The sequence below is a fragment of the Romboutsia sp. MSSM.1001216sp_RTP31141st1_G3_RTP31141_220114 genome (genome assembly GCF_039031195.1).
Lineage (GTDB): Bacteria > Bacillota > Clostridia > Peptostreptococcales > Peptostreptococcaceae > Romboutsia_C > Romboutsia_C hominis.
In genome coordinates, this window is the sequence record NZ_JBCIUO010000001.1 from 742,811 (window position 1) to 756,805 (window position 13,995).

Annotated in this window: 16 protein-coding genes and 1 riboswitch; of the genes, 13 read left to right on the forward strand and 3 right to left on the reverse strand. The window is 25.5% G+C overall.

Annotated features, from left to right (window positions below; genetic code table 11):
• Window positions 1–175: 175 nt before the first annotated feature.
• Window positions 176–356, reverse strand: a riboswitch (cobalamin riboswitch).
• Between the two features lie 198 nt (window positions 357–554).
• The 6 genes from ABCP60_RS03720 to ABCP60_RS03745 all read left to right on the forward strand — a co-directional run bounded on the left by ABCP60_RS03720 (window position 555) and on the right by ABCP60_RS03745 (window position 4,271).
• Complete coding sequence (locus ABCP60_RS03720) at window positions 555–929, forward strand: GntR family transcriptional regulator (RefSeq protein WP_166505326.1); 375 nt, start codon at window positions 555–557, stop codon at window positions 927–929.
• A gap of 1 nt (window position 930) precedes the next feature.
• The gene (locus tag ABCP60_RS03725) at window positions 931–1,758 is read left to right on the forward strand and encodes an ABC transporter ATP-binding protein (protein ID WP_271934471.1); all 828 of its coding nucleotides are present in this window, start codon (window positions 931–933) and stop codon (window positions 1,756–1,758) included.
• Between the two features lies 1 nt (window position 1,759).
• Window positions 1,760–2,401 (forward strand): ABC-2 transporter permease, encoded by a 642-nt coding sequence (locus ABCP60_RS03730; RefSeq protein WP_240275866.1) that lies wholly within the window; start codon window positions 1,760–1,762, stop codon window positions 2,399–2,401.
• A gap of 10 nt (window positions 2,402–2,411) precedes the next feature.
• The gene (locus ABCP60_RS03735; RefSeq protein ID WP_240275865.1) at window positions 2,412–2,951 is read left to right on the forward strand and encodes a hypothetical protein; all 540 of its coding nucleotides are present in this window, start codon (window positions 2,412–2,414) and stop codon (window positions 2,949–2,951) included.
• A gap of 50 nt (window positions 2,952–3,001) precedes the next feature.
• A complete protein-coding gene (locus ABCP60_RS03740; protein ID WP_271932849.1) occupies window positions 3,002–3,133 on the forward strand; it encodes a hypothetical protein in 132 nt (43 codons plus the stop codon).
• A 226-nt stretch (window positions 3,134–3,359) separates the two neighbouring features.
• On the forward strand, window positions 3,360–4,271 hold the full coding sequence (locus ABCP60_RS03745) for a YARHG domain-containing protein (RefSeq protein WP_166505330.1): 912 nt from the start codon (window positions 3,360–3,362) through the stop codon (window positions 4,269–4,271).
• A 152-nt stretch (window positions 4,272–4,423) separates the two neighbouring features.
• On the opposite strand, the gene ABCP60_RS03750 is transcribed toward ABCP60_RS03745, so the two are convergent.
• The 3 genes from ABCP60_RS03750 to ABCP60_RS03760 form a co-directional block, all read right to left on the reverse strand.
• Complete coding sequence (locus ABCP60_RS03750; protein WP_092926052.1) at window positions 4,424–5,332, reverse strand: CPBP family intramembrane glutamic endopeptidase; 909 nt, start codon at window positions 5,330–5,332, stop codon at window positions 4,424–4,426.
• A gap of 180 nt (window positions 5,333–5,512) precedes the next feature.
• Window positions 5,513–6,607, reverse strand: coding sequence for a DUF5808 domain-containing protein (locus ABCP60_RS03755; RefSeq protein WP_195929157.1), 1,095 nt, complete (start codon window positions 6,605–6,607; stop codon window positions 5,513–5,515).
• The gene (locus ABCP60_RS03760) at window positions 6,600–6,989 is read right to left on the reverse strand and encodes a GntR family transcriptional regulator (RefSeq protein WP_195929159.1); all 390 of its coding nucleotides are present in this window, start codon (window positions 6,987–6,989) and stop codon (window positions 6,600–6,602) included. The genes ABCP60_RS03755 and ABCP60_RS03760 overlap by 8 nt, the downstream gene beginning before the upstream one ends.
• Window positions 6,990–7,151: 162 nt before the next feature.
• Here ABCP60_RS03760 and ABCP60_RS03765 point away from each other — a divergent pair, with 162 nt between their 5' ends.
• From ABCP60_RS03765 to ABCP60_RS03795, 7 genes are all read left to right on the forward strand, one after another.
• Complete coding sequence (locus ABCP60_RS03765) at window positions 7,152–7,688, forward strand: sigma-70 family RNA polymerase sigma factor (protein ID WP_343101286.1); 537 nt, start codon at window positions 7,152–7,154, stop codon at window positions 7,686–7,688.
• Between the two features lies 1 nt (window position 7,689).
• On the forward strand, window positions 7,690–9,108 hold the full coding sequence (locus ABCP60_RS03770; protein ID WP_343101287.1) for a hypothetical protein: 1,419 nt from the start codon (window positions 7,690–7,692) through the stop codon (window positions 9,106–9,108).
• A gap of 531 nt (window positions 9,109–9,639) precedes the next feature.
• Window positions 9,640–9,798: a hypothetical protein gene (locus ABCP60_RS03775; protein WP_176698684.1), complete on the forward strand. Its 159-nt coding sequence runs from the start codon at window positions 9,640–9,642 to the stop codon at window positions 9,796–9,798.
• 221 nt (window positions 9,799–10,019) lie between these two features.
• Window positions 10,020–10,370, forward strand: a complete 351-nt coding sequence (locus ABCP60_RS03780; RefSeq protein ID WP_092926043.1) for a GIY-YIG nuclease family protein — start codon at window positions 10,020–10,022, stop codon at window positions 10,368–10,370.
• 254 nt (window positions 10,371–10,624) lie between these two features.
• Window positions 10,625–11,524 (forward strand): AraC family transcriptional regulator, encoded by a 900-nt coding sequence (locus ABCP60_RS03785; protein ID WP_343101288.1) that lies wholly within the window; start codon window positions 10,625–10,627, stop codon window positions 11,522–11,524.
• A 191-nt stretch (window positions 11,525–11,715) separates the two neighbouring features.
• Window positions 11,716–13,092: a glycoside-pentoside-hexuronide (GPH):cation symporter gene (locus ABCP60_RS03790; protein WP_343101289.1), complete on the forward strand. Its 1,377-nt coding sequence runs from the start codon at window positions 11,716–11,718 to the stop codon at window positions 13,090–13,092.
• Window positions 13,093–13,107: 15 nt separating this feature from the next.
• On the forward strand, window positions 13,108–13,953 hold the full coding sequence (locus ABCP60_RS03795; protein WP_092926037.1) for a creatininase family protein: 846 nt from the start codon (window positions 13,108–13,110) through the stop codon (window positions 13,951–13,953).
• Window positions 13,954–13,995 lie beyond the last annotated feature (42 nt).

A 13,995-nucleotide genomic window follows, 5' to 3' on the forward strand; every position in this document is an offset into this window, starting at 1 on the left:
GATATATTTAATTTTAAATTAAGTTATCAAAACTATATACATTCAAAATTAAATAGATTTTGTCACGAACTAAAAAATCCTAATCATTGGATTAGGATTTAAATAACTTTCTAATTAATACCTATTTATTAAAAATAAGGTATTATTCTTTATTATTTTCCTTCACCCCGAAGAATATAATTTAAGTATTATAGGCAGGTCTCCTGGCTTAGCTTCACTTTACTACTTTCCCTTCCCATAATAAATTACAGTGGTTTTGAAAGTTTCATCAGCTTTACAGTAGCGGGGGCTGCAGAGGAATCTAACCTCTTTCCCTATTAATTTTAATTAAAAAAACCTAAAATACAAATTTTTAATTTATCACATATTTATATAATACTACAACTTTTATTATATTCCTCTATTTTTTATAAAAAAATATTAAAAAATTTAATTAAATCTTAAAATATATAGATTTATAAATAATATTTATTTAAAATTTATTGACTAAGCACAAACTAACTGTATAATATGTATATATACAGTATATACATATTATACAGAAAGGAGATAAAATGAATATAATAATTTCAAATGCTTCTGATTTACCTATATATATGCAAATAGTAAATCATATAAAGAAGAACATATTAAGTGGTACTTTAGAAGAAGGAAAAGCTCTACCATCTATAAGAGCATTAGCTAAAGATTTAGGAATAAGTTTTATAACTACTAAAAGAGCTTATGAAGAATTAGAAAAACTAGGACTTATAAACACCGTACCGGGAAAAGGCTGTTACGTATCTTCTTTTAATAAAGAACTAGTATATGAAGCTAAAATGAGAGAGATAGAAGAAAAGTTAGAAGAATCTATAAACCTATCTAAAATGATGGGTTTATCAAAAAGTGAATTAATAGAAATATTAGAGAGTCTATACGAGGGGGAGTAATATGTTAAGACTAGAAAAGGTGAGCAAAGACTTTGGTAAATTTAAGTTAGAAGATATATCTTTTGAATTAAAAAAGGGATATATTATGGGACTTATTGGTCATAATGGTAGTGGAAAAACTACTATTATAAAATTAATAATGAATTTACTTAATGTGGATAGTGGAAATATATATTATATGGGAGAAGATATAAATAAAATTTCTAAAAAATTTAAAGAAGAAGTAGGATTTGTATATGATGAATTATATTTTTATGAACATCTTAAGGTTAAAGAATTTAAAAATATAGTTAAAAGTTTTTACAAAAACTTTGAAAATAACAAATTTGATAATTATTTAGAAAAATTTAAAATAGATAAAGACACTAAAATAAAAAACTTATCAAAAGGGCAAAGTATAAAATTAATGCTAGCAAATGCACTAAGTCATAATGCTAAGTTACTAGTACTTGACGAGCCAAGTAGTGGACTTGACCCTATATTTAGAAAAGAAATGATAAGTATAATTCAAGAAGAATTAGAAAGTGGAGATAAATGTGCTATATTTTCGACACATATATTAACTGATTTAGAACAATGTGCAGATTATATAACACTTATAAAAAATGGGAAATTAGTATTAAGTGAAAGTAGTGAATATATAAAAGAAAACTACAAGGTAATAAAAGGAAGTAAAAAAGAATTAGATGATAGTAATATAAATTTTATAAAAAGAGAAGACAAAAATTACTATAGTCAGGGGCTATTTATAGAAAGTGGATACGAAACTACTAATAATATAAGTATAGCAACTATAGAAGATATTATATATTTTATGGGGAGAGATTAAAATGATTAATATTATAAAAAAAGATTTAAGGGCATGTTTTATGACAGATACTAAAACCATTATAAAGTTAGTAGTAGGGCTTTTTATATTTTCATCTATATTAATGGGATTATCTAGTGTAGCAATTCCATTATTTTTAAGTTATATGTTTATATTTAGAAGCTTTTATTTAGATGAAGCTAATAAATGTGATTATTTTTTTAATAGTATGCCAATAGATAAAGAAGATATAGTGTATAGTAAATATATAGTATCTACATTAATTATAGTATTATCTATATTATTTACTTATTTTTATTCAAAAATATTAAAGCATATATTTTATATAGATTTAATGTACACTCAAACAATGTTAAGTACTTTAAATATATTACTTATACTAGTATCTGTATCATTTCCTATAATGTTTAAATATGGATACAAAAAATCTTATATACCTATAAATTTAGTAATGGGTATTATACTTGTATCTAGCTTATATATAACACTAAAGCCAAGGGCTGATATACATATAGAGGGACAAGAAAATTTGATTATAAGTGATCCTAAGCTACTTATTATAAGTGGTGTTTGTGTAGTTATTTACATAATATCTATGTATATATCTACTAAAATATACAATAAAAAAGAAGTAGCACTTTAAGGGGGACAATATGAATAAAAAGTTTATAAAAGCAAGTACTATAGTATTAATACCTATAATAGTTTTAATAGTATTTAGTGTATTTTATGTTAAGGATATAAATGATTACTCTTATGATGATTTTGAAGAAAGACTAAAAATAGAATTTAAAAATTATAAAGAAGATAAATATAGCTATATATTAACTATAAAGATAACTAATAATTCAAAAGATATAGCTAGTTTATATGATACAGAGCTTTCATTTGACCATACAGAAAAATTTATGGAAGAATTCGGAGGAATAAGTCCAAGTGATGTAAGAATTGTAGGTCGTGAAGAAGATAGGTTTGAAGAAAATCATAAGATGGGGATAGATTCAGGTGAAAGCAAAGATATAGTATTTAAAATACCAAAGGGACTTAGTTTAGATGAAAAGATATTTGATATAAAGCACCCTATAATAAACTACAATGTAAGTTTTTATAAGTTTAGAACTTCATCAAACTCACTTATGATAGGAAGTGGAAGTGAAGGTGGAAGTAAAACTTTATTCTTAGAGGAGTATTAAAAAAAAGAGTAGGTTATACTAATAAAAAGTATTTAAAAGGATGGTGTTTTATGAATAACTTTTCTATGATGCTTATTGGTATTATACCTATGATTATATGTTTGGTGTTATGGATAATGCTTATATATGCATTATTTTTAGGAATAAAAGCTTTGAAAATATATATAAATAAAAATATTTAATAAAATTTGCTTTAGTTGTTTCATAATGACTTATTATATTGCTTAAAATAGCTATCTGTATAGATAGCTATTTTTTATTCTCTAGGAAAAAATATATATAACTTCAACTATTAATAAATCAATAGAAAAATCAAAGATAGTGCTGACAAGCAATAATGTATAATAAACATCATATAAATATAAAGTGATATAGTGTACTTAAAAAGTAAATCATATAGGAGGGAATATGAAAACTTGTAAAAATTGTAATAATCATTTAGATAAAGACCAAAGATTTTGCAATAAATGTGGATATGACACTTTAAAAGATGATCTTAAGAAAAACAATCTAAAAAACATAATAATGATAGTAGTATTTATACTTGTAGTAATAGCTTTAGTAGTATTTTCACTAAAAGATAATATAGTACAAAGTTATTATATAAAAAAGGGGGATGGTGAAAATCAAAGTAAAGCTATAAACTACTACATAAAAGCCCTAGATGCAAAATATTCTGATGAAGTAGTACAAAAGCTAGAAAGCAAAATAGAGGAAAGTGAAAATTCAGAAATGGAACTTAGTAAGTTAAAAGGTATAGTTAAAAAGGATGACTTAAATAGCATGTATCTAAATGTATACATTCAAAAAGCTAAGGAAAATTTTAATAAAGAAAATTACAAAACTACAAGAAAGTATTTAGATCTAGCTAAAGATTATAATTATGATATAGAAACTTTTGAGTACTATGAAGACTTAGTAGCTATAGAAAATGAAGCGAGTGAAAGAGAAAAAGAAGAAAAACTGGATAAGGCTAAAGAAGAAACTAAAGAAAAAGAAACTGTATATATAGTAGAAAATAATCATTTTGCCTATAATTATGATAGCGCTTATGGAAATGATGAGAGTTATTTTATAATACCAGATAGTCATATAAGATACTTAAGTAAGGAAGAATTATTAAATTATAATAAAAGTCAGCTTGGATATATAAGGAATGAGATATTTGCAAGGTATGGATATATATTTAAAAATGATGTATACAACAACTATTTTAACTCTATGCCTTGGTATTACCCAGATAGTACTTTTTCTGGAAATATAGAAGATTTAAATGATATAGAAAGGTATAATATAGAACTTATAAAAAGTTTAGAATAAAAAATATAGTTAATTATTACTTAATAGTAGAACTATTTATTACAAATATTTATATTTTCATATAAGAAATAAAATATTTAATATAAATATAAAGAGTAAGCTAGGTTATTTATTATATAACTTAACTTACTCTTTTATTATAAACTTATAAACTAAGCTTTTGTTTTAGTTTCTATATTTTCTTCATCTAATTTCTTAGTTTTTAATAAACATATAGCACCAACTACTATAAAGAAGAACCCTCCAATAATGCCAACAGGAGCGGGACCTATAAACATGTTAGGATTAGGTATAGATAAGAATATAACGCCCGCTGATGCAAAACCATTTAAACTACCATGAGCAAAAGTAGCTGGAATACAGCTTTTAGTTTTTATAGTTATATAATTAAATATAGCACCAGTCATTATGCAAAATACAACCATAGCAAATATTCCTATAAATGGAGCACCAATATATCCTACACCATAGTTATGTCCCATAGCTATCATAGGCGCGTGCCATATACCCCAAATAACACCAGCTATTAAACTAGATTTAAAGTAACTATTATTTTCTATTAATTTAGGTAACAAATATCCTCTCCAACCTAACTCTTCTCCAAGACAAGGGATAAAGTTTAATATAGGTGATAAAAAAATACTAACAAATAATTGGATAATCATAGCAGATTTAAGCTCTAAATCACTTGGAAGTGCTTGACTTAGTGATTGTAACTGAAGCTTAAGATTTTCCACTCCATTATTCATGCTTAAATCAAGATGAGATGGAAAGATTATAAAGTATAAAGCTGAACCTAGTATAATTAAAATTACAGGTGAAAAATATCCTATAAAGTAGTACTTTATATTTTTTTTGAAGTTTGGCTTTATCCAAATTTCTTTAAAACTAGATTTTGTAATTAAAGTTGTAATCAATACAGATAAGGCAGGCATCATCATGCAAAGTATCAGACCGATAGATGCAAAAGGTCCAGTTAGCCCCCCACTTTTAAATATTATAAATGTTATTGACCAAGTTAGAAAAAAAGTTATTAATAAAAATATGTTTACCTTTTTCATTTTAAAAACCCCTTTATAATTATTGTTTTGTAAATTTTATTAAGTGATGATAGCTTATAAGTTTTATTATATAGTTATATTAAATTATGCTAATTTTATAAATTATTTTAGTGAATTGTTAATTATGAAAAGCATTAGAGTTTAAGCTTTAAGGATATAATATATCCTTAAAGCTATTAGTTATACTGAAAGTAGTGCAATTAATATTATAACAAATGGTAGTATAAAGAATAATTTTCCTTTTAAATGCCCTATATTAATAGTCCATCCAACACCAAATCTTTTATTGACAAATAATGATGGGTCATTAGGATTATTGTAAAAAGTCCCCCATATCCATAAATCATCTTCATCATCAATAGAATATACGGCGTCCTTAGATTTAATTGGCGATTTATAGTATATATAAGTTAAGTATATAGATGATAGTATAATTAATATAGTACAAACTATCATTATAGCTTGATTTATATCACCAGAGTGAGCTATAGCTATTATCATATTTATAAATAAAATTTGAGTAAGGACATTTAATATTAAAAATGCTATACCACTCTGATTTAAAAACCTAAGGTTTGCTTTTTTACTATTTTCAAAATCTTTGCTAGACAGCTTTGCACGAGATTTTAAAGAATAGACAGCTGAGATATATATTATAATTGATATACCAACTTGCATACTTATCATTCCAAATACACTCATAAATGATTTTTCAGTAAAATCATCAGCCTTTCCATTAAATCCCCAGTGGATAGGAATTATATCAGGCATAGAGTTGTATTTAGTTAAAGCATAAATACCAACAATAAAAACTATAATCATAGGTATAGTGTATAATATAGAGTATCTTTTTATGATTCTATTTTTTTCATTTAAGAAATCAGTATCTAATATAATATTAGTTCTTTCTAATTCTATATCATCAACAGTTGATGTTAACTTTCCTTTTAAAGCCTTTACTTTGTTGTAGACATCTATATATATGACAAATTCATATATAGCAAATCCTAGTATTGGAACTATAGAAGATCCTACATAGTTTTTAAGAACATATATCATAAATAAGCAAAGTAAAACGGATGATATAAATCCAAGAGTCAATAAACTTTTAAATCTCTTATCTAATCTCTTAAATTCATCTTTAGTAAAATAATCACTATTTAAGCTAACTCCATAAAATTGTCTTTTACCACTTAAAGCTTGTGTAAAATAAGTAAGTATATATACTAATGCTAAAATAGGTAAATTAATAATTAAAGCTAAAGTATTATTCATAGTCGTTCACCTCATATTTATCAAATAATTTGATACTATACTCTAAAAATTCCTCACGAGGGATACCTAAAAGATAACTTTGTGCTACTAATAAATCTAAATTTGACTTTATATTTTTATCATTAGTATCATTTTTCTGTAGAGGAAGGGAATTTACAACAGCTCCTTTTCTTCTATCTATATTTATGTAACCCTCATCTTTTAGTAAATTATATGCTTTGTTTACTGTGTGTAGATTAACCCCAATTTCACTAGCCATATTTCTGACAGATGGAAGTGATTCATTTATTTTTAAATCACCACTAGCAATCGATTTTATTATTTGTTCCCTTATTTGGGTGTATATAGGAATCTCGCTATTAAAATCTAAATCTAAAAGCATATTGTACCTCCTAATCTATAAATTCTATCTGTTATATATATTATATAACAGATAGGTGGAATGTTACAACTAAAATAAATTTATTTAATACAATTTATTGAAAAAGTTTAAGAGATTTTAAAAATATTAGACGTAGTATATAGTATATAGGGGAGGATATATATGGAAAAAAGAATGATTAAGAAAATAAAAAGAAAAGACCCAAAAGGTCTAGATTATATAATTAATACCTATAGTAGTAAGGTTTATTTTTTAGTAAATAAAATAATAGGCTTTTATGGTAAAGAGGAAATGGAAGAATGCATAAGTGATGTATTTTATAAGGTGTGGGAAAGTATAAATGAATTTGATGAAAAGAGAGGAGATTTTAGCAAATTTATATATATGAAAACTAAATACTTAGCATTAGACTATAAAAGAAGATTGGAAAAAAGCAAGTTACATAACAATTTAGAGAAGGATATATCAAATGATATAAGTATAGAACATATAGTTCTTGATAGAGAAAGTAGTGAAGAAATTGTAAAAGTTATAAATAGTTTTAAAGAACCTGATAAAACTTACTTTTATCTTAAATATTTTATGTATTATAAGACTGATGACATAGCTAATAAATACAAAACCACGAGGGCATCAGTAGAAAATAGATTATACAGATGTAGATTACAAATAAAAGAAATGCTAGAGAGGAGGTATTAATATGAAAGATAAGTATACACAAAAACTAATTGAATGTATTGAGAATATAGATAAATTAGACTTTAAATTTGATGATTTCAATGAAGATATAAAATTAGATAAAAAAGATATAGAAAATATAAAGAAAAAAACCTATGATAAAATAGGAAAATCCAATTTAAAAAAATACAAAAATAAAAAAATAAGAACTCTAGTAGCATCTATATCATTAATATTAATAATAGGAACTCCTACAATAAGAGCATTAGTAGACCATCTATATAAGTATGATATTTCTAGTGGAAAAATAATAAAAAGTGAAGAAGCTGTATATATCCTAAAAGAACCTATAACTAAAAAAGTAGGTGATGGAAATATAACAATAGATAGCTTTTATATAGATACAAAAGACGAAAATATAATAATAAATGAAACTGCAAAAAATATAAAAGGATTTGAATATATTAAAAGTGAGTTAATAGTAAATAACAAAGATATAATGAAGGATACTTATACAAAATTAGATGAAAATACTTGGACAAAGCATACAGGAACATATATTAATAATAAGTACAATAAAAATGATAAGGTTAAGTACATAATAAAATTAAAAGATAAAAATAATAATATAACTAAAGTTGAATTTGATATAGACTTAATAGAAGCAAAATCAGTTGAAGAATATAATAAAAATATCCCCAAAGATACTAAAAATGATATAACACTAAGTGCTTTAACTACTCAGGAAAATGATAATTTATATATAGATTTTATGGCGATACCTAAAAATGAAAACATGCATTTTGAAGTAGATAACTATGGGAATGATGTAAATGAAAATATAGGTAGTGGAATATATTTAATAGATTCTAATGGGAATAAGATAGAGGGAGAATATGTACTAGAAGGTATTAGTAACAATAGATTTAAATTTAATACTAAAGAATTAGAAAAGCCTTATAAGATAGAAGTAAGTAGTATTGATATAGGTATTAATAGAGAGGGACAAAAGCTTAAAAGTGCAAAGGTAAAATTACCGAAGCTAAAAGTTAATGAGAAGTTAGAAATTTATAAAACTATAGATATCAAAGATAAAAATAATGAGTTAACATTTAAAAACAGCAAAGTAATAATCGAAAGTGTAGAAAGGAAAATACTAAACAAAGAAGATGTTTATAATATAAAGATTGCTTATCCAGATAACAAAGATAATAATGTGAAGCTAAATTATATAAGTATAGATCCTATACCGAGTATATTGGGTGGATTTAAATCTAATTTTGTTAGTTCATCACAAGATGCCATAAAAGATGGGATGTATGGAAATATTGATATATATATGAGTAATAAAGGTACAAATAAACCCAGAGGTACGGAATTTAATATGTCACCATCTGATTATACAGTAAATGGACCTTGGGTAATAAAGTTAATTGATTAGAAAAATAACTCTATGAATTATAATAAGACGGGGTATATACCCTGTCTTTTTGGATTAAATAAGTATAGTTACAAAAATATTCAGAAAATATTTCTTGGGAAATTTATATTAATTATTTAAACATAAATCAATATCACTTGCACTTGTTTTTAAATGCGCAAATTTTTATAGTATTTACTGTATTTATGAGGATAACATGATAGAATTATTTTATCAACTCCATTATATATTTGGTAAATTGTATCTATGGATTTATTAGACTCAGTATAATAAAGAGACAGTATTACTATAAGTTTATTTACAATTATAAGTATATACTTCAAGTGAACTTTTTATATATTCAACACTTGCTTTCTTAATATTTTTATTTTACTTCCTACGCCTATATATACTTATCATATAAAGCTTTGACGAGTATCAAAAAAATGTTATATAGAGAATTAATAATTTAAATAAAGTAAAATGTTATGGTGAAGTATACTATGAAGGGATAATAAAAAAGTATAAAAGAGTAAAAATAATGTTAACATAATGTTTGAAATTGTAAACTATAAACACCTAAATAAGAGACCAATTATAATAGGTAGAGAATTAGGTTTTAAAAGATTAATAGAATTAGATGAAGCTGTAGTAGGTAGAACAATAAAAATGTGTAGTAATTACCTAGTAGGATTAAATTATTTTATATAAAGTCTTTGCAAGATTCGACGTCATCATTGAAATCCAAAAAAGTATTATCGTAGTATAGGAATTTATTATTATATATAATAAGCGCTATATAGAGTTTAACTCTACGGATTGTTTATTGCATAGAAAAACAAATTACCATAAAATTGTATATGCGTTTACAATGATATTAGGTAGTAACATTTTGTAAAGCAAGTTATTACGGAATATATAGGAGATAAGTTATGGATAGATCAAGAAAAAAAGAATTAATACAACAATACAAAGAAATGAAACCAGAGATGGGGGTATATATGTTTAAGTCTATAAACACAAATACTGTTTATTTAGGTTGTGACAAAAATATAAAAGCAACAATAAATGGTGATAGATTTAAATTAAATTTAAACAATCATAGATGTAAAAAACTTCAAAAAGATTGGAATGAAAATAAAGAAGAGAACTTTGAAATAAAGATAGTAGAGATACTTCCTTATGATAAGGATGAAGGTAAAGTTGATTATAGTGAAGAGCTAAAAATATTAAGAGAAATGTGTAAAGATAAATTTATCAATGAAAATGTAGAGGAAATATAGAAAGTAGAATTTAAGCTGACTCAAAAGCGATGAGAAATATTAAAATTTTGAGTTATGGTATAATTAAATTAATCAACTAATTCAAGAAAATTTAGATTCTCAGTCATGTACCAATGGCAAAAATAAAAAAGATCTTTATTCGATTAAATATTGAAACATGTCTTTTTTATTTATAATTATTATTTGAATCTAGTTAATTTTAAGAATATAATAATTATAAATAGATAGAAGTTACAACTTTAGGGGGGAGCATATTGAAGTCAAAGGTTAATATTTTCAAATATAACCAGAACATGAATAGTAAAGATTTTGAAATTTTCTATTATAAAGATATAGTCAAAAATGAAATTCCAATACATATACATGATTTTTATGAAGTATGTGTTTTCTTATCTGGTAATATTAAGTATAGAGTTAATGACTTAGAGTACAAACTAAGGCATGGTGACGTTATATTAATTTCTCCAGGCGAGGAGCATGGACCTATATTTTTAGATACTAAGAATACATATGAGCGTATGGTTTTATGGATAAGTAAGTCTTATATGGAAAAAATATCGACAATGAAAAGTGACCTATCTTTATGTTTTAATAAAAATTCCATTTATTATTGCAACTATTTACATCCAAATGCACCAGATTGCAAATACATAATTTCTATGTTAGATCAGTTAGTAGATGAGTATTATCGTGATGATTATGCAAGTGATATATACGCCACTTCTATATTAGGGCTAATGTTAGCTAAGTTTAATAGAATGAGTATGAATCAAGTTGGCTGCATATCTAATGGGGTAGGGAATGGATTTCTAATATCTTATATTGTTGATTATATAAATAAACATTATAACGAAAAAATAACATTAGATTACCTAGAGAAGTACTTTTTTGTAAGTAAATATTATATTTCTCATGAATTTAAGAAACTTTTAGGCATTTCAATAGGTCAGTATATAACACATAAACGGTTGGAAAATGCAAAAAAATTAATGCATCAAGGGTTATTACCAAGCAAGATATATGAAAAATGCGGTTATAATGATTATGCTACATTTTACAGAGCATTTAAAATGGAGAATAATATGACACCAAGTGAATATATGAAAAAAATAAACAATAACAGCAAGATTACCAATACTAACAACAAAATATAATATTCAAAATGTTTTCTCGGTATACTAGTATATAGTATATGAAGCAATATTTAAGTTATTATTTATATTTATAATACTTAATACATTCAGGAGGGAGGGACTATTTTAATATAAAGTTATAACGACATATTGCTACATACATTAAAATCATTTTTAAAATTCTTGAAAACGATATCTTAAGGGGGAGAATAATGGGGATTAAACTTGAGAGTAGTCAAAGAAAGTTTGGTTTTAAAGATATGATAGGATATACATTAGGTGATACTGGTGGAAGTTTTATTAATTTATATGTAGATTCATTCTTTTTAACATTTTGTACTTATGTTTTAGGAATATCACCATTTTACATGGGAACACTATTTTTAGTTTCACGTTTATGGGATGCTATAAATGACCCTATTATGGGATCTTTTCCAGATAGATGGAGAATAGGTAAATCAGGAGACAAGTTTAAACCATGGATAAAGATATTTATAGTTCCATTAGCTATATCAGGGGTATTATGTTTTACAGATGTATCTTCATTTAATGATACGGCAAAACATGTATGGGTATCTGTAGCGTACATATTATACGGTATGTGTTATACAGGAACATCTATGCCATATGGATCAATGGCAGCTGTAATAACTCAAGATCCAGTTGAAAGAACTAAATTATCTAGTGCTCGCTCTCTTGGAGGAATGATTGTTGGATTTGGTGCTTTAGCAGCCTTACCTCAAATTTTATTTGATAAAAGTGGAAATGTTGTACCATCAGCATTTTTTAAAGTTGCTATTGTATTTGGATTATTATCTATACTTTGTTATATAGGATTACTAACACTTACAACAGAAAGATATAGTCAAGAAAAAAATACAGGTAGCAAGTTCAACTATCTTAAGGTTTTAAAAAGTGTAGTAAAAAATAGACCTTTAATTGGTGTAATGGTAGCTACAGTAGGTTCATTATTATATATTACTGCTAATAGTTCAATGGGTACATATTTATATAAAGAGTATTATAATGCTCCTCAAATATTAACAATAGCTACTATTGCAACTTTACCAATTACAATACTATGTGTAGTATTTATACCTGCGCTTACTAAAAAATTTGGTAAAAGAAACTTAATACTTTATACAGTTTTATTTAATACAGTTGGTTCTGTAGGTTTATTCTTGGTACCGATACCAAACCCGTATGTGTTTTTAATTCTAAATACTATATTCTGTATAGGGCAAAGTGTATTTACAGTTATAATTTGGGCTTTAGTAACAGATTGTCTAGATTATCATGAGTGGATAACAGGTGAACGTAATGATGGGTCAATGTACTCTATATATACATTTTCTCGTAAAATAGGGTCAACTTTAGCTTCAACAGTGGCAAGTTATGACTTAGGGTTAATAGGATATGTTGCAGGAGCTGCATCTCAACCAATAGGTGTTGCTGAAAATATAAGATACTTAAGCACAGGTATAATAGTTGTAACATGTATACTTGAACTTATAGGGATAGGTTTAATATTTAATTTAAATAATAAAAAAACCCAGCAAATGTATAGTGAGTTAAAACAAAGAAGATAAAGGGGAGAATAATAAATGCGTACTCGTTTTTTACCTAGATTAACAAATTATGAGGTTGAAAAATATTTAGATAAAAATGATATTATAATAGTTCCAGTTGGAACAGTAGAGATGCACGGTGCAATGCCATTAGATTGTGAAACAGTAATTTCTGAAGCTTTTGCATTGAAAATGGCAGAAAAAGTTAATGGATTAGTACTTAATAATTTACCATATTTTTATGCAGGAGCTACGGCTTCAGGTAGAGGTACAGTTCAAGTAAGTATAAGGGCTGGAATAGATTATTTATATCAAATAGCTAAAAGTTTATTAACAAAAGGTTTTAAAAGACAGATATATATAAGTTTTCATGGACCAGCACATATGACTTGTAGCCCGATGGTTAGAGATTTCTTTGATGATACTAAAGTGCCAATACTATACTTAGACTTATGTATGTCGATGTTTAAGAAGTCATCTGGAGTATTTAAAGACATTAATGATTTTCATTACATATCATTTGGTGCATATGAGATAATGGGAAGATTAGAAGATATACCACTTAGCACAGGCGAAGGAATGGATTTTTCAGAACAAGTAGAGCAAACAGTTGCCTTTGCAAATCCTTTATTTGATATGGCTTATCAATCTGGATCTATAGGATATTATTTTGGAGATCCTAAAGACCATATGCCAACTCCTAAAGTTGAATCTGCAGAACAAAGATTAGAATATGCTAAACGTGGTATAGAGCTTATAGAACAAATTGTTGATGATATAGATATGGAGAATGTAGTTAAAATGATGAATGATTTAGATAAATTTTATAATGAAGAAGTGGCTCCTAAATATGGAGAGTGGTTACCAAGAACTAGAGTATAGAGATAAATAATAATATAATATTTATAAAGATAGAGGATATAA

Excerpts from the sequence above, each read along its gene's own strand:
- ABCP60_RS03740 (WP_271932849.1), top strand. The coding sequence starts at position 3,002 with ATGAATAACTTTTCTATGATGCTTATTGGTATTATACCTATGATTATA.
- ABCP60_RS03735 (WP_240275865.1), top strand. The coding sequence starts at position 2,412 with ATGAATAAAAAGTTTATAAAAGCAAGTACTATAGTATTAATACCTATA.
- ABCP60_RS03720 (WP_166505326.1), top strand. The coding sequence starts at position 555 with ATGAATATAATAATTTCAAATGCTTCTGATTTACCTATATATATGCAA.
- ABCP60_RS03765 (WP_343101286.1), top strand. The coding sequence starts at position 7,152 with ATGGAAAAAAGAATGATTAAGAAAATAAAAAGAAAAGACCCAAAAGGT.
- ABCP60_RS03730 (WP_240275866.1), top strand. The coding sequence starts at position 1,760 with ATGATTAATATTATAAAAAAAGATTTAAGGGCATGTTTTATGACAGAT.
- ABCP60_RS03750 (WP_092926052.1), bottom strand. The coding sequence starts at position 5,332 with ATGAAAAAGGTAAACATATTTTTATTAATAACTTTTTTTCTAACTTGG.
- ABCP60_RS03795 (WP_092926037.1), top strand. The coding sequence starts at position 13,108 with ATGCGTACTCGTTTTTTACCTAGATTAACAAATTATGAGGTTGAAAAA.
- ABCP60_RS03760 (WP_195929159.1), bottom strand. The coding sequence starts at position 6,989 with ATGCTTTTAGATTTAGATTTTAATAGCGAGATTCCTATATACACCCAA.
- ABCP60_RS03790 (WP_343101289.1), top strand. The coding sequence starts at position 11,716 with ATGGGGATTAAACTTGAGAGTAGTCAAAGAAAGTTTGGTTTTAAAGAT.
- ABCP60_RS03780 (WP_092926043.1), top strand. The coding sequence starts at position 10,020 with ATGGATAGATCAAGAAAAAAAGAATTAATACAACAATACAAAGAAATG.
- ABCP60_RS03775 (WP_176698684.1), top strand. The coding sequence starts at position 9,640 with ATGTTTGAAATTGTAAACTATAAACACCTAAATAAGAGACCAATTATA.
- ABCP60_RS03755 (WP_195929157.1), bottom strand. The coding sequence starts at position 6,607 with ATGAATAATACTTTAGCTTTAATTATTAATTTACCTATTTTAGCATTA.
- ABCP60_RS03745 (WP_166505330.1), top strand. The coding sequence starts at position 3,360 with ATGAAAACTTGTAAAAATTGTAATAATCATTTAGATAAAGACCAAAGA.
- ABCP60_RS03770 (WP_343101287.1), top strand. The coding sequence starts at position 7,690 with ATGAAAGATAAGTATACACAAAAACTAATTGAATGTATTGAGAATATA.
- ABCP60_RS03725 (WP_271934471.1), top strand. The coding sequence starts at position 931 with ATGTTAAGACTAGAAAAGGTGAGCAAAGACTTTGGTAAATTTAAGTTA.